We start from the raw sequence: 26,872 nt of genomic DNA on the forward strand, positions 1-26,872 counted from the left end.
CAAAACCATTTGTATATTCGGAAAAGAAACGTCGCTAAAGCATCTCAATCGCATGCTCACAGACATAAAGATCCGGATAGCTCTCGATCAAGGCCAGTAGTTTTTGGAATGAACTGTCGATGAATTTGCTGTCGGCGCTCACGATGGAAAATCCCAGCGTGGCCACCTGCCATTTGTCCTGGCCGTCCAGCTCAGCCGCTGAAACATTAAAACGGTTTCGGACGCGGTCCTTGATGCTGCGCAAGACCATCCGCTTATCCTTCAAAGACTGTGCCGACGGGATATGGATGGACACCAGCATCACCGCCGTATGATAAACACATTCCTGCATAACGTCCCGCTTTAACGGAATTGGGAAACCGAAGACGTTTCCATGGCCGATTTCAAGGCCGCCGTGACATCCGGGAAATGGAATTCATAACCCGTATCCATCAGCCGGCGGGGATAGATGGCCGCGCCACTCAACAGCAACTCTTCCCCCATCTGTCCGAACAAAGCCTTGATCGCCAGCGGCGGAACAGGAAGAACGGCCGGGCGGCGGATCACGCGGGCCAAAATTTTTGTAAACTCCCGGTTGGAAACCGGCTTCGGCGAGACCAGATTGACCGGCCCCTCCAGCGAATCTGTGCGGATCAGATGCATAACCGCGGATGGGATGTCGTCCAGGGCAATCCAGCTCATCATCTGGCGTCCATTGCCCAGCGGGCCTCCCAGCCCCCACCAGAAAGGCGGCAGCATCTTCGCCAGGGCCCCGCCTGAGGGTCCCAGCACCATGCCGATCCGCATATTCACAACGCGGATGCCGGCAATGCGGGCGGCCGCCGTGGCAGATTCCCAGGCCGCACAGACATCCGCCAGAACCCCCCTGCCCCGGGGGGCGCTTTCATCGACGGCCCGGTCCGGAGGATGAGGACCATAAAATCCGACCGCTGAGGCGGACAATAAAACTTTGGGTGGTTTGGCAAGCCTGGCAATGGTTTTGCTGAGCAATTGCGTCCCGTTCACGCGGCTGTCCAGAATCGCCCTTTTGTAAGACGGCGTCCATCGGTGTCCCGCGATGCTGGCCCCGGAAAGATGAATCACAATATCCTGATTTTCCAAGGAACGGACATCGATCATCCCTTGCTCCGGGTCCCAATCCGCGGTCTGTTCGTTAAAAACGCGGCGCGGCCCCGGCCGCAGGAAACGGGTCACAGTGTGCCCCTCCTGCCGCAGGCGGGAGACCAGCGTCTGGCCGATAAAACCCGTTGACCCTGTGATTGCGACGTTCAGCGCCATAGAATGGAATTTTACTTCCGGCCCGTTCCGAAATGGAGATCCGGGGCATTTTTCATGGTCAGGGCGATGCGTTTGCGGTCCAGGTCCACCTCCAGGACCGTGACCTTGACCGTCTGATGGACTTTGACGAGATCGTTGGGATCCCGGACGAATTTATCGGACATCTGGCTGATATGGACCAGCCCGTCCAAATGGACTCCGATGTCCACGAAAATGCCGAATTTTGTGATATTGGTGACGATCCCTGGGAGTTTCATCCCCAGCTTCAAATCTTCGGGCTTTGTCACGCCCTCCTTGAAACTAAAAGCCTCAAACTGCTCGCGCGGGTCCCGGCCGGGCTTGGCCAGTTCAGCGACGATGTCCTGAAGGGTCGGGAGCCCGATAACGGACGTGATGTATTTCGTCAAATCAATTTGCCTGCGGAGCTGATCATTCTGCACTAAATCTTTGACCGTGCAATTTAAACTTTTGGCCATGGCATAAACGACATCATAACTTTCCGGGTGCACGGCGCTGGCATCCAGAGGATTTTCCGCGCCCCGGATGCGAAGAAACCCTGCCGCCTGCTCAATGGCCTTGGGTCCCAGCCGGGGAACGCCGGCCAGCTCCGACCGGGAGCGGAACGGTCCCTGCTGATTGCGGAACTCCACGATGGCCTGGGCCCGCGCCTCACCCAGCCCGGAAACGTACGTCAACAGTTCCTTGCTCGCCGTGTTCAGCTCAACACCCACAAGGTTGACACAACTGACAACCACGTCGTCCAGGCTCTGTTTGAGCATGGGCTGGTCCACATCGTGCTGGTATTGCCCAACGCCGATGGATTTAGGATCGATCTTGACCAGTTCCGCGAGCGGGTCCATGAGACGGCGGCCGATGGAGATCGCCCCGCGGACCGTGACATCCTGATCAGGAAATTCTTTGCGTGCGACTTCCGACGCGGAATAAATGGACGCCCCGCTTTCATTGACGATGAGAACCTGGATTTCCTTGGGCAAACCGATGCCGCGGATGAACGATTCGGCCTCACGACAGGCCGTTCCGTTGCCGATGGCGATCACTTCGACATGGAATTTGGAGCATAAATCCTTGATGACCCGCGCGCTTTCCTCGATCTTCCCCGGGGATTCCGTTGGATAAACCGTAGAAAAATTCAGCAGTTTGCCCTGGGGATCCAGGCAGACCACCTTGCACCCGGTCCGGTAACCCGGATCAACCGCCATCACAAATTTCGGCCCCAGGGGAGGAGCCAGAAGAAGCTGACGAAGATTTTGCGCAAAGACCTTGATCGCGTCCAGGTCGGCCTTTTCCTTGGTGGCCACGCGGATCTCCGTTTCCATGGACAGGGACAAAAGCCGTTTATAGCCGTCAAAGGCCGCCAGGCGGACCTGCTGGCTGGCCCTGTTATTGCTTTTCACGAATTGTGTTTCCAGAATTTTAAGCGCCTCGTCTTCCGGGGCAACCACGCGCAGGCTCAGGATCTCTTCCTTCTCGCCCCGCCGGGCCGCGAGGACTCTATGCGATGGCGCCGCGCTCACGGCTTCCTGCCACTCAAAATAATCGCGATAATTGGCCCCCTCCTGCTCCTTGCCCCGGATGGCCCGGGACTGGAACATCCCTTTTTGGAAATACAGGGCGCGGATATTGGCCCTGGCCTCGGCATTCTCATTGATCCATTCCGCGATGATGTCCCTGGCCCCGGCGAGCGCGTCTTCCGCCGTCTCCACTTTTTTCTCCGGGTCCACAAAGGCCAGGGCCTCTTTCTCTGGGGCCAGGATCTTTTGTTCAAAAATCATGGCCGCCAGCGGCTCTAAGCCCTTTTCTTTTGCAATGGTGGCTCGGGTCCGGCGTTTTGGCCGATAAGGCAGATAGATGTCTTCCAGCACCGCCATGGTATCCGCCGCGAGGATTTTGTCTTTCAGGTCATCCGTGAGCTTCCCCTGCTCCTGGATGGACTGCAGGATGACGTCCCGGCGCTTGTCCAGTTCCCGGAGCTGATGGATGCGGTCGCGGATGGCCGTCACAGCCACTTCATCCAGGCTTCCGGTCGCCTCCTTACGGTAACGGGAGATGAACGGGACCGTGGCCCCGCCGTCCAAAAGGTCGACGGTGGACTGAACACTGCGCAGAGGAATTTTTAATTCCGTGGCGATTCGGGATGGATATTTCTCTGACATAACAAAGGCCCTGGTTTTTCGGATGGCTCGATGATCAACGGCGTGAAAGGTTAATGCGTATCCTGCGGTTCATGGAAAACTGCGGAGAGGCGGCGTCGGCAAGGTCAATACCGGATGCCGACTTTGATTCCGTATTCTTCCGTGTTATTCTTAGGCTCCAACCCGCCCTGGACATAGTCCGGGTTGCCGGGTACGGGGACGGTTTCCCCGTTCCTGGTCAACGCCGCGACATCGGAATCCTCAATGTTCCAGTAACGGACGAACGGCTCGATGAAGAAATCCAGTTGCTCGCCCGATTTCATCAGCCGGAGCGACCCCCGGGCGCCGTATCCCTCGTCCTGCTTGTTTTTCAGGGTGTCGTAATTCGATCCCGCCGGGCCGTCTTCCAAATGGCTATACTGCCTTCCTGACAAAAAAATATCGTATTCCGCGGTCAGGGTCAGGCTCCACCCTGATCCGAAACGGCTGTTCAATTCAACACCACCGGGGATATAGAAATATTTTGATTCACGGTCATACGTCCAGTGGTTGGTTGTTGTCCTGGCCCCTCCGCTGTCATCCTTCAGATACCGCCAGCCCAGGCCGAGAAAGGGCGTGATCCGGTTCGACTCCCCCATCGGAATGTCATAACCGGCGATCCCCCGCATTTCAAGGGCATAGTGGTTTTCGTCATCGTGCGTCCCGGAACCTTCCGACTCATAATCCAGCCATCCGCTGCTGAACCGGCCTTCCAGCCGGTACATATTGATCTTGTTCCCGTCGCCAAAAACTTTCTTCAAGGACGTGATATTCTTGTTTTCCGTTACCCTGTAAGTGAAAGCCGTATTGATCCCGTACATATAGCCCTTCACTTTCATCAATCCCGGCTCGACGTAGCGGTACCGGAAGGCCTCTGTCCCTATCTCAAAGGAGGTCCGGGGATTATCCCGGTCAAACAATGAAAGCCAGGACGGCTTCCCTCGCGATTTTCCGCCTCCGTCGTTCTGGAGGTCCCGGTCTTCCCATGGGCGGATGATGTTCCCGTCCTCGTCATAAACACGCGACGGCCCTTCAATCATGGGTTTCAATTTACCGTCTTTATCCCTCAGGTGGGAAGGAGCATAGTCTGAGTTTAGCTGTCCGTCCTTTTTGTAAAGATGCGATTTCGTCGGGAGGGGATTCTTCTCTTTACCGTTCTTGTCGTACAAGAGCGACTCGGAAAATTCATCCTGGATAAGATTCCCGTTCTCATCCCGCAGCATCGAATAATCTTCGGTATTTTCTTTAATCAGCGGGGATTCCTGCATATTCGACTTGATGTCATACCTGTGGAGCTCTGAATCCTGCATATTACTGTTGATGTCATGCTTGCGCACAGGGGATGCCTGCATGTCGCTTTCATTATCATATTTACGCAATTCGGATTTCTGCATGTCACTGGTGATCTCATGCTTGCGTAACGGGGAGTCCTGGAGGTGATTGTGGGGCTTGGGAGGATGAATAGCGCTGTCGAGTTCCGGCTGTGGATAATCATCCCCTGTCTCAATCTGGAAATCGAGATCCTTCGCCACCGGTTCAATATCCTCCGGTTCACCGGAAGAGACACTCTGGGGAATGGCGATCGCCCGGGCAAGGGGTTCCTGATCCGGGGTTGTTGCAGGACGGGTTTCCCCGGCAGCCGCCATCAAGGCCGCCTCAATGATTTGGTCCCTTGTTTTCCCTCCTCGCCCTCCGCCCTCAACGGCATCGGCGGAAAGGCTGCAAGGAGATAAAAAAAACAGGAAGGGTATACCCAAGAGAATGACAAGAAAATTTTTAAGCGAATGCCTCAAAGGAAGGAGCAGTAACATGTATAAATTATAGTCTTGCCTCAAAGCGCAGGCAAATGAAATTTGGGATATTCTCGTGGGGAGCGGCGGGGGATTTCCAGCGAAACATTAAAATCAGGACACGGCGGCCCTCGAATCTATCTCCAGCCGCCCGGGCCGGGGCTGAATGCCCCCAGCCGCTGGGCCTGCTTTCCGTTTCCGCTTGTCTTCAAAAAAGATTTTTGTGTTGCCGATCCCCATGGCCATGAGTTGCAAAGGATGCCGCCGGAAACAGGCCAAGGCCATCCAGGCATAACTTAAAATGAAGACTTGCTCAAAGAACCAATTGGGCGGAAGTTTAATTAAGCGCTTAATAAGCGGCTTTGTCCACGGAAATTTAACAGCGACCAGGAAAAATTTATGTAAATTGACCAGTTGTTTGATGTTTTTCTGCTTTAAAACCGAATCCTTAAAAAATGTTGTGTTGAAATCTGCGGGGTTGACGTCCTCGATCGCCCCCTCCTCCTTGAGCTGCTTGGTGATAGGAAGGTGCGGGTAGGGCTGAAAAACCGAGAAATACAGAAAATCGGCTTTTATTTTCCGGTTAAGCTCGATAGTCTCAAAAGCATTGTCGATCGTTTCTCCCGGCAATCCGATCATATTCGAGGTCAAAAATTTAATGCCGTGCTTATGCAGCAGGCGGGCCGTTTCTTCGGCCTGCCCGTTCGTGAAACGTTTATTCAAAAGATTGTTCCGCATGACCTCATTGCCGGTTTCAATGCCCATGCATATCCGGGAAACCCCCGCCTCAGCCAGATAAGCAGCGCTCTCATCATCGATAGTATCAACGGTGATGTTGCACACGAACGGCAAGTGGATGCGCTTTTTGTATTCTTGCGCGAACTCCCTGACCCAGCCCTTGTTGGCTGTAAACAGTTCGTCCAGGAAGGTGAATGACCTTGGATTAAATTTCCTCTTCACGTCTTCTAATTCGCTGATGATGTATTCCGGGCTGAATTTTCTGACAAACTTGCCCTTCCCCTGCGACATTTCTTTCAATGTCGTGTTCATACAGTAACTACAGCTAAAAAGGCACCCCCTCCCTGCGATCACGTCGATGGAGTGCAAATTATCAAAATATCCGTATTTTTGATAAAGCTCGCGGTCCGGGAAAGGCAGGACATCCAAATTCGCTATCAGCTCACCCAACGGATTTTTGACAACACCCCCGGAAGATTTGACCCACAGCCCGGGGATGTCCGAGTAACTTTCCCGGCCATCCAGGCGGTTACATAACGCCAGCATGGGGAACTCCCCTTCTCCACGGCATATCATGTCTACGGCCTGATGGCTCATCGTTTCATCCGGGAATAATGTCGGATGCAAACTGCCAAAAATCGTCAGGATGTCCCCGTTGTTTCGCTTGATACTGTTGGCAACTTCCAGGGACCATTCAAAATCCCCCGTCGCCGTCAGGGTGGAAAACATCACCAAATGCGGATTGATGCGCACGATCTCCTCAACAACCTTGTCAATGCCAGAGGCCATCACCAGTTCCGTCTCATGCCCCGCCTTTTTAAGCACGGAAGAAATGGCCATGACCCCGAAATAGGAATAAACAAAACGCTGGCAAAAAACAACCTTGGCCACCTTAATATCCTTTCTACATTTATTGTTCTTAATCAAAAGCCGTCATGTTTTCGCGTGCAAAGAAATGGCGTTACCAATAAATAGGCCTCTTGAAAAGGCCTGACAACCACCGGTCGGCAATGATACTCGACGTTGAGGATATTTTCAACTAAATCAGTCCTATGCCTGTCAGTAAAATCATATATTCCCTTCAGGAAAACAACCTTCTCGGGATGATCCCCCCCCCAAAAAAGTTGTTGTTTGGATTGACTTCATAGACGTTTCCGCTGCACCCAACGCGGCACATTCCTCAATAAGATAGGCATCATTGGGAATAACGTGGGCCATATTTTTTAGCAATAGCGTTTTCTTATAATAAGCCCCATCCTTTGCCAAGACATCAAGACGCTGAGAAGCAAAGGATGCATTTGCGACTAAAGCAGTAAAAAATAATCCCATCAAAAGACGCGTCAAAAGACGTGACTTGGCCATTCTTGTGACATCTGTCACTCCCTTCGCGGCCAAAAGCACAAAAGGAAAAGAAAAAGAAAGGATATACCGATCCGAATACGCAGAACCCGGATACGAGATGCCTCCCGCATAAAGCGCGGAAATCGTTAAAAGCCCTATCAAAAACCACCCTGCGAGTCCGGTCACCATATTGTCACTTTTGTAAAAAATGTTTCGCAGGACTGCGACCGATGCCGCCAGGGCTGTTAAGAGAGTGCCCTGCTCATACTTAAACAAATACGCAATACTGATGTAAAAATTTTCAACTACAAACGAAGGGGCGTAGAGCCCGGCCTTAATAAAATCAGATATAAACATAAAAGGAATTGCGATCAAAACCGGCAAAAACAAGCAAATGGCATCCAGCACTATTTGTAAGCACAATTTTCGACCTAACCAACCCCCCCAGCGATTAACCACTAAAGCCGCCGCTATTCCTGGAATGACAAATATAATGTACGGCGGTCTGATACAAATACTGTATACGCCTGAAAAAAACGCAGCGTACAAAATAAGCCGGATTTGTTGAATCCGATATTCACTGATAAAAAGCAAAAATAGGAGGAAAAAGAACAACCCTGCAATATCAGAAGCTGCGGACATGGAGTAAACTATGCGCGCAGGCAAGCACGCCAGGAAAATAGCCGACCACCATGCCACAATATGGCTTGCAGTCCAAAGCCATGAAATCCTGTAAGCGATCACGACCGACAGGGCCCCTAAAACAATATTTAAAATAAAATAACTGTGCTCAAAATTCCCGGTCAAAAATAAGGTAGCCGCCTCAAGCCAGGCAAATCCCGGGAGCCTTGAGTGGGCGGCCCATGAAGCGGAGACCTCTGGATGAAGGAGGCTGCCTTTCAGCAGTATATCTGCTTTGCCGTAATTTAGAAGATTGGTGGATTGAGAAATATATGTAAACTCATCGTCGTAAACACGATGAACTGGGGGCCAGATGGAAAGACATAGCATGATCGAAACTGCACATGCAGACAGAGAAAACAGCAAACCTTTATCAAACCTGATTTTTTTGTTTTGCAACAAATATACAATAGCAGCACATACAAAAAATACCGCGGCAAAAAATATAAACCCCATCCAAATTAAAACAATGGCGTCGTGCATGAGCTGCTCCACCAATTCTTTCTGCACTTATCAGGAGGTGTTATCGTACGCCCCTCCTTCCGAGAAAATAACCATTCCCAAAAACTGCCGAAGAGACCGGAATCCCTTCTTCCCCACGCCGCTATTCAGCGACGTGCTTCCGAAGTCAGCACCCTCACTAAAAGGTGATGCCAGGATCGGCTTACAATCCCGAATATTGATAAAATTCAAATGGAGAGGCAGGGCGACCTCGTCCCCAGCATGGGGATGTCCTACTACAACTAATAAAACGGAGAGGTCGGGATTCGAACCCGAGGGCCCAGTTACCCAGGCCAGTTGCTTAGCAGGCAACTGCATTCAGCCACTCTGCCACCTCTCCTGAAAGGACTTGTTACGGCAGGAGAAACAGAAAGACAAAACAGCAGGTTCAGGAGTATCCATAGGGTAATTCAAAGGCGGTCATTTCGCAAGCAATTTTTCACAGGGCGGCTCGCGGCGCCCGTTTTTTCTCGAAAAAATCGCTCAGCAGGCCGCCGCACTCCGTGTCCAGGAGTCCCCCCAATACTTCGATGCGATGATTCAACCGTGAATTTTGCGCGATATTCAATATTGATCCGCAAGCGCCTGCCTTAGGGTCCCACGCGCCAAAACAAATCCTGTTGATACGTGCCAGCACGAGGGCGCCCGCGCACATGCTGCAGGGCTCCAGGGTCACGTACAGAGTGCAATCCTGCAGCCATTTGGCCGATAACGCGCTGGCCGCTTGCGTGATCGCGATCATTTCGGCATGGGCCGTCGGGTCCTTGAGAAGCTCCACCTGGTTATGCGCGCGCGCAATGATCCGGTTCTGATGGACAATGACCGCCCCCACCGGGACCTCATCCTGGCTGGCCGCTTTCCGGGCCAGCTTGACGGCTTCCCGCATCATGGCCTCATCTGTCATGCCGCACCTTCATTCGCCGGTCAGATGGCCGGCGGGCAGGCAGGGCAACCTTAACCTGGGTCCCCTTCCTTAAACTGCTGTCAATCTCAACCTCGCCTTGCACGGATTTCACCAGCGACTGCACGATCGCAAGACCAAGCCCGGAGCCCTTGTCCGCTCCCCGTTTTTTTGTAGAAAAGAACGGCTCAAACACTTTTGGCAGATCTTCTTCAGGAATACCGATGCCGTCATCCCGAATCTCCAAAATCACCCTGTGCGTGTGGCGGTCGTAATACGTCCGGATCACCAGCCGCCCCCCTCCGGGCATGGCCTGGATCGCGTTCATCACGATGTTGGTCACCACTTGGCTCATCTCTGTCACGCCGATGGCGGCCGGGTACGGCAACGGGTCCTTCAACTGCAGGCGCGGACGGATACCGGAAAATTTCAATTGCTGATGGACGGTGGATATCACGTCCCGGACAACGCGATTCATATCCACCGCGTTTTCCCGCAGGCCCGCCCGCCGGGTGTTGAGGCTTAAAAGACGATCCGTTGTGGTGTAGCACAACTGCAATTGTTGGGAAATATTATCCAGGGCGTCTAAGAGTTCCGTGAATTCCTTAAATCCAATATATTCAAACCCCCGGGAGCGGTACCGCTCGGTAATGTCTTGGATGCGCGTGTGAATGGCCTTGAGAGGATGCTTGATTTCCTGCGCCGTGCCCGAAACGAATTGAACAATGGTCTTCATCCTTTCCGATTCACGGAGCAACCTGTCCATTTGTTTCCGGCGCCTGACATCCCGGATGACGGCCTGGATCCCCTGGATTCGCCCTTCCCGCGAGAGTGGCGAAATGTTCACTTCCACCGGGATAACCTCCCCCCGGCTGTCAACGGCATCAAATTCCTCGCGGATACCCGCCTCACCTTTCAAAGCCCGGCGCAAGCACGCGTACGCCTTGACGACGGATGGCCCCTTGGCTGCGTGCTTTTCAAATTGTCTCCCAATCAAACGCGAAAGAGGCGTTTTAAGAACTCCCGCCAAAGCGCGGTTGGCATACGTGATCCGGCCGCTCACATCAAAAATGGCGATCCCGTCCGCGGCGTTTTCGCTCAAAAGGCGAAACCGCAATTCCGATTCCCTCAGCTGATTCTGGATGATGATCTGGTGGGTGATATTGCGTGCTATGGAAAGGACGAATTCCTGGTCATGGTGTTTTAAATAAACCGCCGTGATATCGATTTTCTGCCTTTGTCCCCTGCGAGTCTCCCGGTCCAGGACGTAACCCACCGGGGCTTTTCGACGTTTCAGGGGATTGAAATAAACCCTCTTCCAACGGGAGAGAGAAATCCGTGGACGCAGAAAATCGGTGATAAAACGGTCTAATATTTTCGCTTTCGGGTAACCCAATCCCCGAGCCGTCGCCTCGTTGACATAAATAATTTTGCCGTGCCGGTCGGTCACCATCAATTCATCGCCGATCTGGTTCAGGATGTTGTAAAGGAAGGTGAGCTGGTGCTGGCAAGGAAACTTGTTTTTTTTAACCAGGGACATAGGGAGGACGGGTAAAGCGGGGAATTCTGGAATGGAGATTTTTCCTGTGGCCATGATGCGTCGTGTCCGTGGATCCGCGTCGATTATGGTCCATCCTTATCGCGGAGAATATTATCGAAATCGCTCTGACGGAAGAACTCTGCCAACTGAAGAAACGCGCCTGCTCGGGATCGAACCGAGAACCCTCAGCTCCGTAGGCTGATGCTCTATCCAATTGAGCTACAGGCGCAAATTTCCTCTAAACTGTAAAATTTTAATTCAGAACGATTTGCGCCTAGTCCTTGCCGCCTTTTGCAAGGACAGGCGCATAACAAACTGAACCGGATCGGCGCCTCATCCTTGCCGCCTTTTGCAAGGACAGGCGAGATGAAGACCGCGCGATACATTCAGCTGAATCTGCGCATAATCCCTTCTGTCCTTTGCCGGGCAGGCGCATAAAACCGGATTTCAACCTTTACGCATGAAAAATCTGCAGTATTATATCAGGCGGGTTTAAAATGGCAAGGGATAAACACATTCTCGCAACGTCCTACCGCGTAAATATCCTTTTTTTCTCGCCTTTAGGGATCCCCAAAAGCTGATCCCGGTCGAATCCCAGGCTGGCAACGGCCTTTTCAGGGTTACGGCTGTACGCCCGGCAGAACTGGGTGACTTCCTTCATCGTTGTCATCCCCCGCTTGGTCAACTCTTCGAGGATAAAAGCGCGGAGCTTCACCTCCATGATCAAATCTTTGGGAAGAAGCCCCGCCTGCTGGGCCAGCCGGTCCCGGTAAACCGTGCTGGTCGCCATGGTCTTCATCGTGTTGGTTTCATAGTCGTATTTGTAAATCTGGGACAGAAGAATCTTCTCTTGTTCCATCCCGCTGGTTTCGCTGACCTCGTCGATCACGCGGAAAAGCTTATTGCCGACGTGATACCTTTTCAGCACAATAAAGACATCGATGAGCCGGACCAGCTCTTCGGGAATGTCCATGGGCTCGTTCTGAAGACGGATGATGGCCTCGCGGGACGTGAGGGCATGGATGGTCCCGATACAGTATTTTCCGATGTTGGCTGCGGTGATCATGTCGCGGGCCTCTTCGCCGCGGACCTCGCCGATCACAATCCGCTCCGGACGCATGCGCAGACTGTTTTTGACCAATTCCGCCAGCGTGAAGTCCTCCCCGCTCTCCAGACGGGAACAGCTGTAGTCAAAATCCGTATTCAATTCCAGGGTGTCCTCAATAACGACGACGCGCTCGTTTTCCGGGATAAAGCAAAACAGGGAGTTCAGGAGAGTAGTCTTGCCGACCCCCGGGCCGCCCGCGATGATGATGTTAGCCGGACGGATGGACATCCCTTCAAGATAAAGCCATAACTGCGCCGCGATCTCATAATTCATGCTGCCGCGCTTGATCAGGTCGATCACGCTCAACGGAGAAAGCTTGGCCTTGGTGATGGTCATCTGGGGCCCGAAAGGAGACGAAATGATGTTGACGCGCCCCTCCAGATTCGGCAGTTCAAGATTCATCACCTTCAGCATTTTTGTACGCCCGGAAAAAAGGATGAGCTTCTTGATGAAAAGCTCCAGGTCATCCAGCTTCGTAAAACGCTTGTCGATGGACACCAGGCCTTTCTGGGCGTGGTGAATATAAATGGGGTTCATCGAATTGATGATGATATCTTCGACCTCAAGGTCGCAAAGGACATCCTGGATCAGGCCGTACGAAAGGAAATCTTCCACAAACCTGAGACGGGCCGCTTCGACGGAAAGCTCTTCCATTTCCTTTTTAAACCGCCCGCCCTGGTCATTCAAAAAAACGGTCTTCAAGGCCTCCTGGACCATAGAAATGCGCTCATTGGCGCTCTGCAAAACACGCATTTTTCCCAGAAGGACATTGATGAGCTCGGTTTCCAGTTCAAATTTTTTCAGATTATCCATAAAATCCCCGTTGTGGATGATTAGGGTTTTGCAAGGGCCTCGGCCGGCTTGGGCATGGTCACGACCACGGCAGATTTTTCCCAATCCAGATAAGTCTGCGCCAGCCGCTGGATATCCGCCGGGGTGATCTCATCGATCTTTTGATCGTAAGATTGGTAATAATTATACCCCAAACCGTTCAATTCATCCATTGTTGTTACAAAACTCAACTGTTGGTCGGTCTGCAAACCCATCAGGAAGGACCCCTTCAGATACGCTTTCATGTCCGCGAGCTCCTGGTCCGGCACCGGGACGGCGCGGATCTCATCGATTAATCCTGTCAGCTTTTGCCTGACTTCCTCGGCACTGCCGGGGTCGGTCAGCACGTAGAAATAGACCATGCCCATGTCCCTCGCGCCGATGTAGTCGCCCCCCAGGGCATAGGCCTGGCCTCCTTCGTCGCGAATTTGCGTGAACATTCGCCCGCTGAACGACGAACCCAGGATGGATGACAACAACGAAACTTTATACCGGTCGGGGCTGTACAAATCCGGGCCCTGAAAAGCAACGGCGACCATGGCCTGTTCCTTCTCCATCACCATGGCCTTTGTGCGTATAGCAGACGGCGGCGCCTCGGCGACTTTTTCCAGGGCGACATCCTCGCCCCGGAGGCCGGCCATCCGGTCCGCCACCATTCTTAGCACGTCCTGCTTGTTGATGTCTCCGTAAACAGCGATCACCATGTTCTTGGGGGAAAGAAAGCGCGACAAAAAGCGCTGAGGGTCCGGCATCTGGATATTCGCCAATGATTCGGAGGTCCCCAGGGGATCAAACCGGAACGGGTGCTTTTCAAATAAAACTTCCCTGAGGGTTTTAAGCGTCTGTTGCACAACGCTGTCGTCGCGCTGATTGACCGCCGTCAGCATTTCCTCCTTGGTTTTGAGGAAATCCTCCTCGCGAAATCCCGGATTTTGAATGAAATCCCTCAGGAGATCCATTCCGAATTCCGTGTCCTGGTTCAGGACCTGCATGGCAATCCCCATGCTGTTGCGCCCGGAATAGCTCCATAACGATATTCCGTGAGACTCCACAGTCTCGGACAGCTGGCTGGAGGTGAGAGATTTTGTGGATTTGGTCCAAAGCCGCGCTGTCAAATCCGCCAGCCCGTTCAATTCCGGTGGTTCCTGAAGAAACCCGGCCCCCATGCTCAACTGGATCGAGACGATTGGGAAAGCGTGATTTTCTCTTAACAGGACCTTCAGGCCGTTGTCCAAAGTGATCATCTCAACGTCACCTGCCTGTGAAACGCTCCCTCCGGATTTTTCCTCCACGGCCGGTTTGCGGGGCCGCAAAATCACGATCGACTCGCGGGAACCCACAAGATACTGCTTCGCCACTCTCTGGATGTCCCGGGGGGTGACCGCGTTCACGGCATCAATGTATTTCCCCGAGAATCCAAAATCGCCGGTAAACGCCTCATCATACGCCGTGTGGGAGGCGACAGATCCCGCCGTTTGGAAAGCCAGGAGAAACTGGCTTAAAACCTGACGTTTGGCCTTCTCCAGCTCCTTCGGCGCGACGCCCCCTTTCTGAAGAAGCGAAACCTCCGCCTTCACAGCCTCGAGGGCTTTGTCAACCTGCGAATCGTCCAAAACGCACTCGATCTCAAAGGTCCCGCGGTCGACCGGAGTAAAATTTGAGGCGGATACAGAGCGGACCAGGCCTTGCCGCTTGTAGACACTTTGGTAAAGCCTCGAGCTCGCCCCCTGCCCGAGGATCATGGCCAGGATGTCAAGGGGAACCATGTCCTCATGGAGCATGCCGACGCCGCTGTAAGCCATGGACATGCGGGTCAATTCCGTCGAATATTCCTTTTCCGCACGGCGAGGGCCCACCTGCTGCGGCTCCTGGACGAGGTTCCTGGGCTGATAGCGCTGTCGTTGAAAATCCTGAAAGGCCTCCGCGATTTTCGGCAGGGCTGCTTTGCCGTCAATCCGCCCTGCGACGGCAAAGACGATGTTGCCGGGGACATAATGCGTTTTATAATAATCCAGAAAATCTTCCCGCCGGAGCGGCCGCAGAAGCTCCTCGAAACCGATGATCGGCAGGCGATACGGATGCTGCAGATAAACCGTGTCCTGGGTCAAATGGCTGAGGACGCGTTCCGGCCGGTCATTGTGCATCCGCATTTCCCCAAAAACGACTTCTCTCTCTTTTTCGATCTCATCGGCGTCAAATTTCGAATTCATCAGCATGTCAGCCATGATGTCCATCGCCTGTTCGAACTTGTCATACGGGACAGCCATGGTATAAATGGTATAGTCGAAGCTGGTGGCCGCGTTGATCGTCCCGCCCATGGCCTGGATTTCCTGCGAGATCTGGCCAACCCCGCGTTTGGCCGTGCCTTTAAAAAGCATGTGCTCCAGAAAGTGGGAAATCCCCGTCCCGAGATATTTCCCTTCGGTGGCCGAACCGGTCTTCACAAGGGCATAGATCGCGACAATCGGGCTGGAAGGCATTTCGCTGACCAGCACCGTCATGCCGTTTTTGAGTACGTGTTTCTTTGTGGGGATATTCAGCGAGGGTTGTTTGGCGTCAACGGGGGCCTGGAGGAAAGCCGCAAGCACAGCCCAGAGAATGAAAGCAACAAGATGCCGTCTCATCAAGGTCGTCTCCCTTTGCCATCCGGAGCGCTATTCACGGGGGCGATTCCGGTACTCTTTCATGAGCTTGCGGATATCATTGTCGGCATTACGCATCACCTGCGCGCAAATATAAATGATCACGGAAAACTGCCAGCAATCTTCCGGGCCGGCCAAAAGCCCGGTATGCACATTTTCCTGTTTCTGCAAAAGATCGCGGTAATGGGTGATCGCCCGGCTCAACTGCCCTTCATAAACTTCCAGTCGGCTTGTCTTGTTATTGTAATGCATGGAGGGCAGCGTCATCCCCCGGACAAGGAGGAAGTTCATCAGGGACTCTCCCCTCTCTCCCGCGTAATCCTTTTTAAATTCAAATCCTTCAAACTGGGGGAGATTGGGGGGCAGGATCAGCGCAGGCTTTTCAACGACAACTTCGCCGGACCGGACCACCGTATCTCCCTCATTGACCATGGATTCGGACAACAACACATACGGAACACAGGTCTCTTTGGCCGTCAGCAGCGAATGAACGCGCGGCCGGATGATTTCCGTGCTTTTTAACGCTTTTGCCCAGGCCTGATAAATATCCATCGGCTCCTCTGCGGGACGTCAAACCAAACCTATAGTGGACCAGGATCCCTTGCCATGAAAAACCCGGACGCTCACAGCGGGGTTCCCTTCCCAAATAATACGGAGAGGGAGAGATTCTAATTGACTGTTTTTCGGATGTGCAATGTACACAACAATTTATAACTTAACCATTGTTGTTGTAATCGTTTACACATTCTCGGTCTTTCCCGTAACTTCACTCCGTTTCCCCCTATTTCACACTAAGATGGGCACCGTTTGGGCACCATTTTTGAAAATAATAAAACCAAATTTTCAAATTTAAAAACACAAAAATTGTTTTCAATTGTCACTTTTGAACAACTTTAAGTTGTGACAAAAATTTCCTCAAACCCTAAACTTTCGACGAGGAAAAACGATCTAACTTGAAGGGATTATAGCATTATCTTGCGGTTGGATAAATTGAAATCTAAGATTTTTATTGAGGCGGGAAAATCAAATATTAATTGAATTTAAAAATTAATTAATCAAAGCATGCTTAAAAGTTCCACGGCCATTTTGTTTTCTTATTTCTAACCACTGCTCTAAATCCGACTGCCGGAATCGAAGAGCCCCACCGTTCCCTCGTGAACTATTTACTTTGAAATGCGGAATATATCCGTAACATACCCAATTATAAACTGTCTTTGGACTAACCTGAAGCATCTCGCTAACCTCACTAACTTTCAGTAACTTTTCCATCCGTCTCCTCCTTCCTGATCCTTCGCCTTTATTTTCCCAATTCAGAGAACAACTGGCTTAATTTTATTCCAAATGCGTTTGCTATAGACAGATAGTTTTTAAGATTGCCCAATGTTTTATTGGTTTCCATTCTGCTGAGCGTGGCAGGCTGCACACCTGAAATCTTTGACAATTCTCCAAGACTTAAATTTCGTCTCTGTCGGAGATTTCTTAGGGCTTCTCCAATCTTCAAGTTACCACAACTAGAATTAACCGTTTTTAACCACTCAAAACAATGTTTACACTTGACCGCGGCGTCTTGTATTTCTTCTGCACAAAAAGGACAATTTTTCATTGAAAAAGGGATTGGGTCGGCACCGGGCCGCTACCTTCCTCCTCTGTCGCTTGCTTAGACACCTTATCTTTCTTATCAAAGAGAAACTGAACATTACTCGCTGAAATCTTGATTCGACTCTGGGTCTTACCGTCCTTTTCCCAACGATCTTGTTTGAGACGACCTTCGATGATGACACCGTTTCCTTTTTTCAAATATTTAGCGCAGTTCTCAGCGATCACGCCCCATGCCTCAATATTGAAATAGGATACTTCCGTGGTTCTTTTGCCATTCTTAGCGTAACCATGGTTGCTCGCAATTGATATGCCGCAGACAGCTTTTCCTGATGCCGTGTGCTTGAATTCCGGATCTTTTGTAAGGTTCCCTTTAATTTTTACAATATTTAAGTCCATGTCCTATCCTTTCCTTTGAGTAAGTTCTGTTAATGTGTCGGTATTATCATTTTAAATTAATCCTGTGATATTCACCCCCTCTCGACAAGTTCAATCTCCCCATTCAATTCCACTGGAAGCCTTTATGGTCTTATTAGCCTTCTTTGAAGGTTTTTCCTCGATCTGCTGTATGTAATATTTTGCGAAAAGGCGCAACCCCTCTTTCTTATCTTTTTTAGTCTTTTGGCTGTATGACCTGTCCGGCATTTCACCAAAGCAACCAAAATTAACGCATTTCTGAGTACTGTCGCCACGATAAATAAAGTAGCCCTGCCCGAATTTATGCAGGTTTTTAACCTTATCCGGTGGGAAATAGAATTCATTGACCATACGATTAGACGACTCACCGCTATGGATTTGATTGCCGAACTTTCCGCCAGACATCCGGTAGGTTTTTTCCTCTTTAACATATGTGCCCATGCTTCTGGCGATCAATTCGCAAAGCTCCGGATCAGTCTGTTTAAGATAAATTTTATTTAAAGTATTTTCATCAATACGCTTCATAAATGTTTCGGAAATCGCCTTTAAATCACTTAAACTTTGATGGGCAATCGTTACCATCATCCCGCTACTTCTGGCTTTATTGAGAACTTCAACAAACGACTCCTCAGCAAAGGAAGCATACTCATCAATAATGACGCTCACTAAAATGTCTTTGGGAATCTGGCCGATCTGGATTAAGGATGAAATATACCGTAAATTTGCCTGTACCATACGAGCGATACTGACTGCCTGTATCGGGTACGCATTAGTTGGAAGCTGGAAATACACAATCTTCCGCTGGCGGATGACATCCGTCAGAATAATATCGCTATCATCGTCATTAAGAATATCGTCACGATGTGCCAGAAGATAATTATTGAAGCCGGTAACAACATGCTCCCATCCTTTATATTGGTCGGTTAGGCGTTCAATAAGGGTATTGAGCAACTTTAAATGCAAAAATCCTTTTTGGTTTGTTGGCCGAATTTGTTTATTAATTTCTAGGCGGCAGGCGTTATTCGTCAAATACGCATACACGTCCATTGGGGTAAAAGGTCTTTCAAGAGAGTGCAGAACATAAAAAGTGTTGGTAAAGATAGTCTTTGCCGTTTCCCAATAAAACGAATTGTCGTCTTTGAAGTTATTGAAAAATGAATCAATTATTATCTGCGGATCGCATTCCCCTACATAAAGTGGGTTATAGGTGCAGGATTGTTCTTTATGTACGAGTGAAAACAACAATAAGTCTCCACCTCGGCCGATTTGCCCTAGCATTGCGTTCAGCTGGTCAATGGATGAAAGCTCTCCTTTGGCATCCAATATGATCACAGGGCGATTTTTAAGGGCATCCTGATAAATGAGCGGCAAGAAAATACCAGCCGTCTTTCCCGTTCCAGTCATGCCCAAAATTTGAAGGTGTTGGCTTCGCTGAATATCAGGGATACTAACCGCTGCCTTATTTGATTTTGAGGCATCCAAACCGACAAAAGTATTTTCCTGATTTCTTTTGTCTGCATAAAAACTATCCAATTCAGCCTGGAGGTTAAAGGAAACAAACGGGAACGATATAGCCTCTTCCTTTGGATCTGCGGTAACGCCATTCCGCCACATGGTAATTGTATTGAGAATCTTTTCCATATAATGACCTGCCACGAAATAGATCAGATAAATAAGGCCCGCCAAACAACCGATAAATACCAGAAAATACGGATTATTAATTCTTTCGTCTATATTCTCTCGGTATTTGTAATAAAACGACCCGATCAAAAATAGAAAAAAAAGTATCGAATCAATGTTGTTGCTTTTATTTTCTTCCACCGTCTTTAACCGCCCAATGTCCCGGAGTAACGATAACATGCTTATAATGCCCTTCGACCATATCGCCATTTTCATCAACTTGACTGTTAACCCATATCTTTTTAGTTTCCGCTTCCACCCAAACCTTGTCTGGTTCGGTAACTGAAGGGTTTCCTTGACCGTCTGTTGATATCGATGGGGCCGTCCGTGTCTGGGCTTTATGGGTAATCGCGCATCCCGTAAAACTGATAACCAGCATTAAAAACAAAAGACCTCTTTGAAGCATCGCTTTTCCTCCTTTTACAATGGATTAACATCCGACTCTTTTTCAAAATAAACAACCAATTCATTGCCCGCCAAGACAACCGCATAGCCTTTCGCGTCCTCAACTTCTTTTTGAATACGTCTGGCTTCTTTCTCAAAGGTATTGGCGACCCCGTTTAGGATCGCATTTCGTGAGTTTGATTCAACTTCGCTTAGGCCGGTTACGGCATTTGTTGCCGTCTGTTGAAGTCCGGCTGCCAACCCTCCCAAAAAATTCATCGCCATTTGAATAAAAATCTTCTTATTGCGATTATCAATCACCGTTCCAGTCAACCCACCTGACCCATCTTTGCTTAAAGCAATGGCATCAATTTTTAATGTCTTCCCGTCTTGAAAAACAATGTTGTGAAACTTTACCGTAATCCGATCCCTTTGCCGTCCGGCAAACGCTGTTCCGTAAATCCGGGTCCCGAAGGGCAGTAAGAGTTCGCCGTTAAAATAAAAATCCTCCCATACCTGGGCTATCACTGGGGCGTTAAAATTGTTCGTCACGATGTTGTGGATCAGAATACAGCGAACCATACTTCCCAAAGGAACGATCTGCTCAGACTGAGAGTCTTTAGTACCATCGAATACGATCATCTTGGAATTCGAGCGCGGTTTATAAGCCTTTTTAGGCCTTGGAAGCCCTTCTTTTGAACTTTTTTCATCAGTCGGATCGACAATATCGGAATAGTCAATTTTGAAAATATCGCCACTTTTATCCGGAGAATGAGCCGCTTTCACGATATCTCGTTCCTTGATAATGCTTACTTTCGGAGGCTCTTTTTTCTTCTTCGAGGGCTTTTTGTTCTGTGAAAGGAAATAAGAACTAAACACCAGCAGGCACAACAAAATCCACGTTAATACAGTAGGTTTACGCCTGCCCGCGTTATCCGCCTTTAGAAACAGATTAATAACAGATACCTTCTGCATGTCCCACTCCTATCCCAAAAGTGAATTTATTATCCAGAGAAATATATGTACCGGCTAAAATCAGCCATGCCTCTGTCGAAGATCCCGATTTTAGTTGAGTGTCATCAAACGCCACATACTGCGGCTGGAACTTTTGGCCGTTAACATATACATTTGTATTTTTTTCCTTCAATTCGTAGACATCACTAGTTACGTTTCTAACTTTCAAATGAAGGATAACGTGATGCGGATTTTTGTAGCTGAAAGCCTCTATCACGTTTACGTCAAATTTCGGATTAGTGCATTGATACATTAAATCCTTATGTATAAAATCACGCTTGTTAATGTTGCCCAATTCATTCAAAACCGGATAATTTCTGGCCATCTTGATGAATTCACCAACGGTAACTGGCCTCCGGTCTTTGGTCTTTGCTGGTGCGGATTCCTTCGTATCAATAACATAATCGACCTGATGTTCATCACCTATGATCACCTTGTAGTTAAACCGTTGATTGGCCGTAAAGACAAACAGGTTTGTTTCTCCGGACTCCTCCAAAGGCTTAATAACGATACTTTTTGAATTTTGCGGAACTTCAATTTGAATCATGGAATTATCTCCAACACTCACCATCGTCGGCTTGTCCGGAAATTCTAAAACCGTGCAGTAGCCCATGGCCGTGTTGACCTTCAGAACATCCTGTTCTTGAGGGTTTTCGTACAAAACTTTATCATTGGGCAAATATCTGCTGTCCGCCCATAGTGGAGTTGTGATACACAATAAAAATATGAGGATTAAATATTTCATTTCTTTTTCCCTCCGTCCTGATCCTTTTTCTCGACAACATCAAGGATTTGCAAACCATAGGGATTCGATTGAGTTGGATTGACCTTACCAATTTCAAAAATATAGGTAATCTCATCGTTTTTCTTGTTACCATCGGCATTAATGACCCGGACTCCCTGCACTTCGATCCAGAAAGGGTTTTTCTTTTTTGTGATCTTCATCTCCCCAACGATAAATTCCTGGGAAATGTTTTCTTTCTCCATCTTGAACTGATTGCGCTTATAAGATTCAAGTATCGCGTCAAGAGGGCGCGGGGCAAGGTAAGGAGAAATGCCGTCAATCTGATTGGTTAATGAAACGTAGTTAAAATTCAAATATTGACTGACGATCATGGTTGTAAAATCTTTGATAATATCTTCCTCGATCTTGTATTTCTTTAACCTTAAAGCCGACATATGCTCGGTGTCTTCGTACACAATTAATGGCGGCTTTTGAACAGCCGTAGTCAGAATAATTGATAAAATCAAATTTAATGCCAATGACGCGATACCTAATATCGCTAAAACCTGATTGTTTTTCTCAAGAATGACTCGATTAAAAGCTAATTCACTCATTTTTTTATCCTTTGTTATGAGATTTTGAACCCAACAGAATATCTTTAAATACTCCTCCCATTGTCGTTGGGGTCTGAGCAATCGGCGGAACACTTCGGGAAACTAACCGGTCTTGAATTGCACTACCCATTGACCGCAAACCGGATTGTCCTGATCTAAATGCCGTATTAAAAAGGCTGTTGTTGGCCATAAGCCCGGCTACTGCGGCAGATGCGCCCATCCCCACACCGGCAACCAAACTCGATACAATCATGGGAGAAAATACCAGAACAAAGCAAACCGCGAAATTAAGACAGGCGAATTGCTCAATCCCCTGACCGCTCGCGCCAATCTCCGCGCTTAGGGCGACCGCCACAGAAAGCGCGATATGCCATAAAATCGGCCAACAAAGGACGGAAACATAACTGGTAAACCAGCCTTTTAAAGTATTACCCGTGGATTTAAACAGGATCAGCGGCACCAAAATCGGCCCCATTTTATAAAGGATTCCAACCAAGGAATACCGGACGGCCTCCATGACATTTGAAACAACCGCATAGAAAATAAAGGACAGGTTAATAATGAGGGTGTGAAGCGTAAACTTCCCGAACAAGAAATTTGAAACGTTACTCACAAAACTGGTCTGGGTATTGGCTTCATACTCCTTTTGCATATTGTCGCTCATAGCGGCGTATTGGTTGATATAGCTTTGATCAGGGTTAATCTTTTCATCCACTCCGATCACAACATCACGGGTTGTGTCCATAATCCATGTATAATTTTGCAAAAGAGCAAAGCCAATAACCAGACGTATTATGACATCCGACCAATTAACGGTTGTATTCAGGACATCTAAATAACTCCTAAACACCGCGACAATAAACAGCGCGGTGAGCATATAACGTCCGGCATCCAGGGCGGTAAATAAATCGGTTTTAACTGCTGTGATTACGAGATCCATAGTCTTTACATCTCAAAGGTTTTGGTGTCCACAATGCCCATAAAACGGCGAACACCGAGGTTTTCTTTTTCAAACTGCACAATTTCTTCTTTGCGTTTCAAGTTTTCATTGGAATTCTCAATGCTTTGACCTTTAAGCATTTGAGATAGAAGAAAAATTGTATGGTTTTCCATTTGGATCAGCTGAGCCATTTCTTGAGCGATTTGCTTTAACGCTCCCTTTTCGTTCACGTTCTTTGAATTCTCAATGAATTTTTGGGCATATTCGGAATTTTGCTGATAAAGCTGTTGGTAGCTGTCCGCAATGGTAAAACCAGAAGAATTGATCTTGTCGGACATATCAATACTGCCAAAGACCTCTTTAGCGTTGTCCATCCAGTTATCCAAAGATCCAAAAACATTTTTCCATTGGTCGGATAAATCTTCAGCGGTATCGATGTACTCTTTCACAGTATCCAGAGCCTTGTCGGTTTCCATGACCACGTTACGAAAATCACTAAGGAAGCCGACTTCATCAATCCCCTCACTAGCCTTTTGAGCAAGTTGAAGAATGTTCTGGGTATTAGTAAGTTGGGATTGCAGAAGCTGGACAGTGTTTAAAACTTCCGCCAGGCGTTTAATATGCTCCGCTGTTTGAACTGCGGTTTGTGAATTGATGGCCGCAATAACGGAAGGATCAGAAACCACAAATTGAGCGTGAGCATCTAGACAAGATACACAAAGAAGCAAAAGTGAAGAACTGATTATTTTTTTCATCGGTAATCCTCCAAGGTTACATAATGGGATTCATAAATCACATTATCCTGTTCCCTTTCGGGGACTTTAAACGTGCTTAAGTGCTTATATTCACCATTTCTTTTGAGGGCGCATTTACCTGTATTGTCGTTCCAGTTTTGTACTGCGATATCCACTTGAGCCTGATTGTAGCCTTTCTCATAACCCGCTTTGTACTTCTTGTTCTCGGTATTTTCCTGAACGGTGGCAACAATGGCTCCGGACGCACCTCCGGCGACACCCCCTATGGCCGCCTCTTGAGGGTCTTTATGGTAGGAATAGCCGATTCCTGCCCCTGCCGCTGTTCCAACTGTCGTGTATCCGATTCTTTTTACACTACATCCCATTAATCCAAAACACACCATAACTACTAATGCCATTCGAATAACCATTCAATCACCTCGCTTTCTTAAAAGTTTTCTTTTGTGTAACCAACGCCGTGCGGAAATTCACCGGCGCACTTAACCAAAACCTCATACATTTTTAAAGACGGATTTTCTTTTTTAATTTTTTCATAAAAATTTAAGTCCATCGAATCGGATGTAGCCACCCAATACTCAATCGGTGTAGGACAAATAACCATTTTTGCGCTGATATGATTCAATTCCTTAGACTGCGAGAAAAAGACTTCTGAATATTCGCCTTTTCTGATCTGCAAAGATTCAATCAACCGGCGTTCCTGTTCGTTAAAATTAAAATACTCGATAATCCCTTTAACCGCCGGCATGGAATTCTGCCTTAAAATAAAGCGCGTATTCGAATTGCCTAAAATGGCATGCTCCAATCCGCCGCCTAAGAAATCATTCAGAGATTGGGTCACGGAAATCGCGCCTGCTCCATATTTGCGGAATGTCCGGTAACATTCGGCAATAAACTTGGCCGATTCCGGTGTACTTAACAGCTTCCAGCATTCATCGAAGATGACAAACTTCCTGCGTCCGGGCTCGCTCATGATCTTGCCCCAGATGAAATTAGTGACAATGGTGAGCATGGCCGACTGCAAACGCTCAAATTTCTCAAGGCCTTTAAGGTCAAAACAAATAACACTTTTATCCAGAGATATGGTCGATTTACCATCAGTATAATTACCGTACTGGCCGCCTTTAAACCAGTTACCCAAAAGTCCGACAACCTGTTCATAAAATGGCTGGAATTGCTTATGTTCTTCAGATACCTTTTTTAAGGCCTCCTTGAAGTCGGTTAAAACCGGATAATCGGTTAACTGATAAAGGCGGTTAACACTGCGGAATATATAATCTTCTACAATTTGATCTGAACCTTGAAACCGTGAAACCCCTCCCATCATCTGCTCAATGGTTTTAGTCTTGATAATCAGGATCTCATTCTGTTCTTCTTGTCTAAAATCGCTAATCTTCCTTCCCAGCGACAAATCAAAAAGGTTGATGGTAAATTTTTCTTTCAATCCCAGGTCGATGTATTCCCCATCCTTTAAAATTACCTGCCGTTTGTATGAGCCACCCACATCAATAAAAATTTCGATAGGGTCATTCTTGCTGTATTGATTGATGATCTGGTTTATAGTAAAACTCTTGCCGCTTCCAGAGGCACCGATAACTACCGTGTTGAAAGCGGATAATTTCTCACAAAAGGGGTCATAAGTAGCCAAACCGTGGGTTGTATTAAAAAACAGGCACTCCGCGCGGCCGCTTCCCCGGAATTCCGAGAAAAAGGGCAGAAAATCTGCCAAGTGAACCGATTTAAGCAAAGTCCAGCGTGAGGATTCTTTTGTCCATCCGGGAAGCATGCTGATAAAGATGGGTTTGACCGAGCCCCAGCGTTCATCGTGCATTTCGGTCCCGTTCATGGAAGAAAAAAGCCTTAAAACTTCCGCTGTCCGTTTTTTGACTTCTTCAAACTCATCGGCATAGACATGAATACTTAGATGCATACGAAACAGTTTTTGATTGCTTTGCTGGATTTCTTCCAGCAGATATTCGTATTGCTGAACCTTGGTTTGGGCGTCTTTGTTGACAATACCGAACATTCCCTGAATATTGCCGTACTCCCGCTTACGCATTGATTCAATTTTGTTTCTTCCCCATTCTTTGGCCGGGGCTTCAAAATTGACCACCACATCAAATTCAGGGAAAGAAAGGTTATTAAGTTGGGAAAGCATGGCGGGCGAGGTTGCCTCGGGCAGGACTTTTAAAGAGATGAATTTATGGTAAAATCCGCCAAATTGTATGTACTCGCCTTTCTTGTCGTCAATACATAGGTCGGAACAGCAGACCTGTCTGGCGAACATTTCACTATTTTTTGGTTCTGGGCACTCAATGCCCTGTTTCTGGCGGTCGGGATTCAAGTATTTATAGATAAGTTGCATCATCCCGTATTGGTCTAAAACTTTTGTCTGGAATCCCGCACCGTTCAGACCTTCCTCTATGTTATTGCGTATCAAACGGAACTCATGCTTAAAGGACTCAACTTCTTGCTCAGTGAATTTTTTTCGGTCGGATAAAAATATAACCTTCTTTTGTTCCGGCTTAAGATAAGCAAAATTCACGAATAAAAAGCACCGTCGGCGCCTGAACAATTTAGCGGCGGTAATTTCCTCAAATTTTGCAATTCTTTGGCCGTGCATGGTTTTAATCAAGGGATGATTAGTTTTGATGTTTTTGTGTTCGTTAATCTCTTTCTGAAAGTTGCTATCGAGCGTGAAGTAGATTTGGTAGGTAGTCCGATCCGGCAAACCGTTTATGAAGGTTTCCATCTTTTGAGAGTACCCAATCAGCTCTTCTTGGGAAAGGCTGTCAAGGCCGGGGCAAGAGACTTCATATCCGGTTGAAATCGAATCATCCTTAAAGATCAACAACCCGTCTTCAAAATGACTGTAAGGAAGCAACGATTGAAGCGGGTTAAGCTTGATATCAAACTTCCTTCCCCGGATGGAATGTATGATCATTTGTGGGAAGGCCGTAAACTGCTTTTCTTTGAAAAACCAATCCAGATAATGCTCAGTTGCGTTTGCCGGTTTCCCCTTCTTGATAAGTATCAAAAAAGCACTTAACCCTCCGGCAACGGCCCAGATCACCATGTTGTTGACCTTTACCATTTGAAGGGTTAAAGAGATACCCACCACAATGAATATGTCCCATCCTTCAAACCCGCATACTACCATCCGGTCTTGCAAATTGCGTAAACAGCGTTCCATATAAACCCGCATTGG

The 26,872-nt window shown here is 48.5% G+C and carries 22 protein-coding genes and 2 tRNA genes; all 24 read right to left on the reverse strand.

What is annotated here, in order from left to right:
• Positions 1-34: 34 nt before the first annotated feature.
• The 24 genes from Q8Q08_09885 to Q8Q08_10000 all read right to left on the reverse strand — a co-directional run bounded on the left by Q8Q08_09885 (position 35) and on the right by Q8Q08_10000 (position 26,869).
• Positions 35-331: a DUF503 domain-containing protein gene (locus Q8Q08_09885; protein ID MDP2654328.1), complete on the reverse strand. Its 297-nt coding sequence runs from the start codon at positions 329-331 to the stop codon at positions 35-37.
• Positions 332-342: 11 nt separating this feature from the next.
• Positions 343-1,278, reverse strand: a complete 936-nt coding sequence (locus tag Q8Q08_09890; GenBank protein MDP2654329.1) for a TIGR01777 family oxidoreductase — start codon at positions 1,276-1,278, stop codon at positions 343-345.
• Positions 1,279-1,289: 11 nt separating this feature from the next.
• Positions 1,290-3,452: a Tex family protein gene (locus Q8Q08_09895; GenBank protein MDP2654330.1), complete on the reverse strand. Its 2,163-nt coding sequence runs from the start codon at positions 3,450-3,452 to the stop codon at positions 1,290-1,292.
• 104 nt (positions 3,453-3,556) lie between these two features.
• The gene (locus Q8Q08_09900; GenBank protein MDP2654331.1) at positions 3,557-5,116 is read right to left on the reverse strand and encodes an autotransporter domain-containing protein; all 1,560 of its coding nucleotides are present in this window, start codon (positions 5,114-5,116) and stop codon (positions 3,557-3,559) included.
• 258 nt (positions 5,117-5,374) lie between these two features.
• Positions 5,375-6,889 (reverse strand): radical SAM protein, encoded by a 1,515-nt coding sequence (locus tag Q8Q08_09905; GenBank protein MDP2654332.1) that lies wholly within the window; start codon positions 6,887-6,889, stop codon positions 5,375-5,377.
• A 177-nt stretch (positions 6,890-7,066) separates the two neighbouring features.
• Positions 7,067-8,530, reverse strand: a complete 1,464-nt coding sequence (locus Q8Q08_09910; protein MDP2654333.1) for a glycosyltransferase family 39 protein — start codon at positions 8,528-8,530, stop codon at positions 7,067-7,069.
• 242 nt (positions 8,531-8,772) lie between these two features.
• Positions 8,773-8,861 (reverse strand) — tRNA-Ser (locus tag Q8Q08_09915).
• 99 nt (positions 8,862-8,960) lie between these two features.
• Positions 8,961-9,425: a tRNA adenosine(34) deaminase TadA gene (tadA, locus tag Q8Q08_09920; protein ID MDP2654334.1), complete on the reverse strand. Its 465-nt coding sequence runs from the start codon at positions 9,423-9,425 to the stop codon at positions 8,961-8,963.
• The gene (locus tag Q8Q08_09925; protein ID MDP2654335.1) at positions 9,415-10,962 is read right to left on the reverse strand and encodes a PAS domain S-box protein; all 1,548 of its coding nucleotides are present in this window, start codon (positions 10,960-10,962) and stop codon (positions 9,415-9,417) included. The genes tadA and Q8Q08_09925 overlap by 11 nt, the downstream gene beginning before the upstream one ends.
• Before the next feature lie 155 nt (positions 10,963-11,117).
• A tRNA-Arg gene (locus Q8Q08_09930) sits at positions 11,118-11,191 on the reverse strand.
• A 300-nt stretch (positions 11,192-11,491) separates the two neighbouring features.
• The gene (locus tag Q8Q08_09935; protein MDP2654336.1) at positions 11,492-12,883 is read right to left on the reverse strand and encodes an ATPase, T2SS/T4P/T4SS family; all 1,392 of its coding nucleotides are present in this window, start codon (positions 12,881-12,883) and stop codon (positions 11,492-11,494) included.
• A 20-nt stretch (positions 12,884-12,903) separates the two neighbouring features.
• Positions 12,904-15,525 (reverse strand): pitrilysin family protein, encoded by a 2,622-nt coding sequence (locus Q8Q08_09940; GenBank protein ID MDP2654337.1) that lies wholly within the window; start codon positions 15,523-15,525, stop codon positions 12,904-12,906.
• A gap of 30 nt (positions 15,526-15,555) precedes the next feature.
• Positions 15,556-16,095, reverse strand: coding sequence for a hypothetical protein (locus Q8Q08_09945; GenBank protein ID MDP2654338.1), 540 nt, complete (start codon positions 16,093-16,095; stop codon positions 15,556-15,558).
• A gap of 495 nt (positions 16,096-16,590) precedes the next feature.
• Entirely contained in the window at positions 16,591-16,812 is a 222-nt protein-coding gene (locus Q8Q08_09950) for a helix-turn-helix domain-containing protein (GenBank protein ID MDP2654339.1), read from the reverse strand.
• A gap of 330 nt (positions 16,813-17,142) precedes the next feature.
• Entirely contained in the window at positions 17,143-17,538 is a 396-nt protein-coding gene (gene ssb / locus Q8Q08_09955) for a single-stranded DNA-binding protein (protein ID MDP2654340.1), read from the reverse strand.
• A 90-nt stretch (positions 17,539-17,628) separates the two neighbouring features.
• Positions 17,629-19,197 carry a TraM recognition domain-containing protein gene (locus Q8Q08_09960; protein MDP2654341.1) on the reverse strand — a complete coding sequence of 523 codons (1,569 nt, stop codon included), beginning with the start codon at positions 19,195-19,197 and terminating at the stop codon, positions 17,629-17,631.
• A gap of 166 nt (positions 19,198-19,363) precedes the next feature.
• Complete coding sequence (locus Q8Q08_09965; protein MDP2654342.1) at positions 19,364-19,642, reverse strand: hypothetical protein; 279 nt, start codon at positions 19,640-19,642, stop codon at positions 19,364-19,366.
• A gap of 14 nt (positions 19,643-19,656) precedes the next feature.
• On the reverse strand, positions 19,657-20,595 hold the full coding sequence (locus Q8Q08_09970; protein ID MDP2654343.1) for a TrbI/VirB10 family protein: 939 nt from the start codon (positions 20,593-20,595) through the stop codon (positions 19,657-19,659).
• The gene (locus Q8Q08_09975) at positions 20,573-21,379 is read right to left on the reverse strand and encodes a TrbG/VirB9 family P-type conjugative transfer protein (GenBank protein ID MDP2654344.1); all 807 of its coding nucleotides are present in this window, start codon (positions 21,377-21,379) and stop codon (positions 20,573-20,575) included. The genes Q8Q08_09970 and Q8Q08_09975 overlap by 23 nt, the downstream gene beginning before the upstream one ends.
• The gene (locus Q8Q08_09980) at positions 21,376-21,972 is read right to left on the reverse strand and encodes a TraE/TraK family type IV conjugative transfer system protein (protein ID MDP2654345.1); all 597 of its coding nucleotides are present in this window, start codon (positions 21,970-21,972) and stop codon (positions 21,376-21,378) included. Before Q8Q08_09980 ends, Q8Q08_09975 begins: the two co-directional genes overlap by 4 nt.
• Positions 21,973-21,976: 4 nt before the next feature.
• Complete coding sequence (locus Q8Q08_09985; GenBank protein ID MDP2654346.1) at positions 21,977-22,912, reverse strand: hypothetical protein; 936 nt, start codon at positions 22,910-22,912, stop codon at positions 21,977-21,979.
• A 5-nt stretch (positions 22,913-22,917) separates the two neighbouring features.
• On the reverse strand, positions 22,918-23,667 hold the full coding sequence (locus Q8Q08_09990) for a hypothetical protein (protein MDP2654347.1): 750 nt from the start codon (positions 23,665-23,667) through the stop codon (positions 22,918-22,920).
• Positions 23,664-24,077, reverse strand: a complete 414-nt coding sequence (locus tag Q8Q08_09995) for a hypothetical protein (protein MDP2654348.1) — start codon at positions 24,075-24,077, stop codon at positions 23,664-23,666. The genes Q8Q08_09990 and Q8Q08_09995 overlap by 4 nt, the downstream gene beginning before the upstream one ends.
• A 17-nt stretch (positions 24,078-24,094) precedes the next feature.
• Positions 24,095-26,869, reverse strand: coding sequence for an ATP-binding protein (locus Q8Q08_10000; protein MDP2654349.1), 2,775 nt, complete (start codon positions 26,867-26,869; stop codon positions 24,095-24,097).
• Positions 26,870-26,872 lie beyond the last annotated feature (3 nt).

Source organism: Candidatus Omnitrophota bacterium (assembly GCA_030688425.1).
Lineage (GTDB): Bacteria > Omnitrophota > Gorgyraeia > Zapsychrales > JANLHA01 > JAUYIB01.